The 4,643-nt window shown below is 59.1% G+C and carries 1 protein-coding gene; it reads right to left on the bottom strand.

Annotated elements, in window-relative coordinates:
• A partial coding sequence (locus XALGPE39_RS15920; protein ID WP_161795315.1) for a non-ribosomal peptide synthetase occupies positions 1 to 4,643 on the bottom strand: 4,643 nt, incomplete at both ends.

Raw genomic sequence — 4,643 nt, 5'->3', positions numbered from 1 at the left:
CAACCCAATACGCCACCAATCGCTTGTCGCTGCCCGTGGCATCTTCCAGCGCCACCACCACACACTCGCGCACATCCACATGCGCGCTCAGCCGCGCCTCGATCTCTCCCAACTCGATGCGGAAACCACGAATCTTGACCTGATGGTCGTTGCGTCCCACAAACTCAAGCGTGCCATCGGCACGCCAGCGACCCAGATCGCCAGTGCGATACATCCGTGCCGTCGGATCGGCACTGAATGGATCCATGAGGAAGCGCGCGGCGGTCAAATCACCGCGATTCAGATAACCACGCGCCACACCGGTACCACCGATATACAGTTCACCCGTCACACCCACCGGCACAGGCTGACGATGCGTATCCAGCACATAGAACTGGGTATTGTCCAACGGCGTGCCGATATGAGACACAAAACCGTCGCTGCGCTCCATCGATACCCAACTCGAATAGGTCGTGGTTTCCGACGGACCATATAGGTTGCACAGCCGTTCGACTTGCGTCTTGGCAAAAATATCCTCAACAAGCTGACGCTTAAGTGCCTCACCGGCGACGTTGACCGTCTGTACGCTCCGCCCTAATCCACCGGATTCCAACAATGCTTTCAGCGCCGAAGGCACCGTGTTGATCAATGTGATGTCATGTTGACCTGTTTGCAGCGCCAGGAGATTGTCGACTACTTCAATCGCACCACCGCATATCAGCGGCGCAAAACATTCATAGACCGCCAGGTCGAAGTTCAACGACGTCGAGAACAGAGTTTTAGCCAGAACCGACGGCTCGAAGGAGCGCTGCGCCCAGGCCAGCAGGTTCACTGTGTTACGGTGCTCGATCATCACGCCCTTGGGCATGCCCGTGGAGCCAGAGGTGTAGATCACATAGGCCAGATGCGCCGAGGTCAGACCATCCATCGAGAGATTCGACACTGACCGATCCTGCCAGTGCGACTCGTCCAAATTGATGATCGGCGCGGACGTGGTCAGTAGCAAGTTCGAGAGCAAGTTCGAAGTCAATGTCTGCGCCAGAACTGCAACCGGCGCACTGTCCTCCAGCATGTAGGTCAGACGTTCGACAGGATAAGCCGGGTCCAACGGCACATACGCACCGCCGGCCTTCAGCACCGCAAGCACCGCCACCACCATTTCCACACTGCGCTGCACACAGATCGCCACACGATCATCCGGACATACGCCTAACTCACGCAGGTAATGCGCCAGACGGTTGGCACGTGCGTTCAACTCGCCATAGGTCAGCGACACTTCGCCCTGCACCACCGCGATGGCAGACGGCGTCCGCGCCACCTGTGCCTCGAACAATTCATGCACACAGGCATCGCGCGGATAATCTGCTGCGGTTTCATTCCACTGGGTCAGCACCTGATGGCGCTCGGCATCGTCCAGCAACGGAAGACGATCTACTGCCTGATGCTCGGCGCCATCGGCCACCATCGCTTCCAACAGATGCCGCCAATGGCCCATCCACCGCTCCAGCGTCGAACGCTCGAACAATGCCGTGGCATAGGCCAGACTGCCGACGATCCCCTCATCGCTCTCCATCAATGACAGCGACAGGTCGAACTGCGCGCTTGTCTGTGCAACACCCAATCCGCTGGCCTCGATTGCACCAAGATCCAACTCGCCCTGCGGCGTGTTCTGCCACGCGAACATCACTTGGAACAGCGGCGTATGCGCCAGACTGCGTGGCGGTTGAATCAGCTCGACGACCTGCTCGAACGGGATATCCTGATGTGCCTGCGCTTGCAGTGTGCGGCTCTTCACCGAGGCCAGCAGTTGCGCCAGCGTTGGTGAGCCAGACAATTCCACCCGCAACGCCAGCGTGTTGACGAAGAAGCCGATCAATCCTTCTGTTTCCGATCTCCCGCGATTTGCCACCGGACTGCCGATCACCACATCGTCTTGGCCGGATAGACGCGATAGCAGCAATGCCCAGCTCGCCAGGAGCGTCATGTACAGCGTCAGACCATGGCGCTGGCTCAGGGCCTTCAACGCTTGTGCTTGCTGCGGATCGACGATCACCTCCAACATCGCGCCTGCATGATCCTGCTGAGCCGGACGTGGACGATCCGTGGGCAGTTCCAGCAACACCGGTGCGCCAGACATTGCCTCACGCCAATACGTGGCCTGTTGCTCCAGTACATCACCCGTCAACCACTGCCGCTGCCAGCTTGCATAGTCGGCGTACTGGATCGGCAACGGTGCTAGCGGATCGGCTTCGCCACGTGCAAACGCCCGATACAACACGCTCAGCTCATTGATCAAAACTCCCATCGACCAACCATCCGAGACGATGTGGTGCATCGTGACGAAGAGGACGGACTCGTCATCGGCAAGTCGTATCAGCCGGCCACGGATGAGTGGGCCTTGCTCCAACGCAAATGGCGCTTGCGCTTCCTCGGTCAGGAGTTTCTCAAGCGCTTCCTCACCATCAGGTACCCCACACAGCTCGTGGGCGATCAGATGGAAGCCGCTTTCTTCAGCGGCGATTTGCTGCAACGCCTGCCCATCCACCAGCGCGAAGGTCGTGCGCAACGACGCATGCCGGGCCACGATGCGATCTAACGCACGTTGCAACGCTTTCGTATCCAGCGCCCCGCGTAAACGCAAGCCACCGCTGATGTGATACGCCTGACTGACACCCTCGAACTGCGATAGGAACCAGAGCCGTTGCTGTGCAAAGGACAGCACGCGCGGCGCATCCGGCTGCAATGGCAGGATCGGCGGCAAGATCGCACCGGACGAAGAGGTCACGCAAGCGGCAAGGTCCTTCAGCGTTGCATGCGCGAACAACTCCGCCACGCCGATCTCGACACCCAATTCCTGACGCAGGCGCGAAGCAACTCGCACCGCCAACAACGAATGTCCACCGAGTGCGAAGAAGTTATCGTGTCGCCCGATACTTTCCAGACCCAGCAGGTCACACCAAATCGCGGCAATGGTTTGTTCGATCGCGCCCTGCGGTGCTTCATACGCAGGCGCTGCATAGGCCGAGCCATCCGGTGCGGGTAATGCCTTGCGATCCAACTTGCCGTTCGGAGTCAGCGGCAAGCGATCCAACTGCACATAAGCCGCCGGCACCATGTAATCCGGCAAGGTATCCGACAACCAACTGCGCAAGCTTTCCGCGCCAAGAGGCTCGGACGTCACATGCTCGGCAGCGACCCAATACGCCACCAGACGCTTCTCGGTACCAGCCACCGCACCTTCCAGCGCCATCACCACGCATTCGCGCACATCCGCATGCGCACTCAGCCGTGCCTCGATTTCACCCAATTCGATGCGGAAACCACGGATCTTGACCTGATGATCGTTGCGCCCGAAAAACTCAATCGTGCCATCGGCACGCCAACGCCCCAGATCGCCACTGCGATACATCCGCGCTGCCGGATCGGCACTAAACGGATCCGGCAGGAAGCGTTCGGCGGTCAAGTCCTCTCGATTCAAATATCCAAGACCCACGCCATCGCCACCGATATACAACTCGCCCACCACCCCAATCGGAACCGGCGCACCGTGTGCATCAAGAATGTAGATCTGCGTGTTGGCGATTGGCCTGCCGATTGGAAGACTTCTGACATCCTCATCGATTTCCACCGCCTCATAGGCCGTCGCGATGGTCGTGATTTCCGTCGGGCCATAGCAATTCAAGAAATGCTGTGGGCCGTTGCCATCCAAGACCTTCGCCACCACGCTTGGATCAATCGCATCACCACCGGCCAACAGATAACGCAAGTGACCGAACCTCTTTTTCATGCTCTCAGCATATTGATGGAACAACCCCGCCGCTAACAGCAAGATGCTGATGCCTGCGCACTCGACTGTCTCCGCCAACCTGACAGGGTTCAGCAAAACATCCGCTTCGATGACGACCAAGCGTGCGCCATTGAGCAGCGCACCCCAGACTTCGAACGTCGTCGCATCGAAACTCGGATTGGCCGCCAAAGCGACACAGTCGCTCGGACTGAAGGGAAGATACCCATTGTTCAATACCAGACGATTGATCCCTCGATGCGGGATTTCGACTCCCTTCGGCAGTCCTGTCGAACCGGAGGTATAGATGACACAAGCGCTCGTGCCACCATGCGAGTGCACTCCAGGATTATGCAACTGCGCTGCGCTCACCACAGCATCGTCGATGTTGACCCGCAAGAGCTCCAGCGGCTCTGGCAAGATCGCATCCCTCACCGTCAACACCTGAGCGAGGCCGCAATCAGCGAGGATGTAAGCCAGACGCTCCGGCGGATAGTCCGGATCCAGCGGCACATACGCACCGCCCGCCTTCAACACCGCCAGCAACGCCACCACCATCTCGACGCTACGCTGCACGCACACTGCCACGCGGTCATCCGGGCACACGCCCAATTCGCGTAGGTAATGCGCCAGACGATTGGCGCGTGCATTCAACTCACCATACGTCAGCGCGACATTGTTTTGAACAATCGCAATTGCCGATGGATCACGCGCCACCTGTGCCTCGAACAATGCGTGCACACAAGCATCGCGAGGATAATCCGCCTTGGTCGCATTCCACTGCGTCAGCACCTGATGGCGCTCGGCATCGTCCAGCAACGGCAAACGGTCTACCGCCTGATCTTCAGCCCCCTCGGCCACCATCGCCGCCAACAGATGC

The organism is Xanthomonas sp. GPE 39 (assembly GCF_000963005.1).
GTDB lineage: Bacteria > Pseudomonadota > Gammaproteobacteria > Xanthomonadales > Xanthomonadaceae > Xanthomonas_A.
The sequence above is the reverse complement of the archived record's forward strand: the minus strand, read 5'-3'. Positions and strand labels throughout refer to the sequence as shown.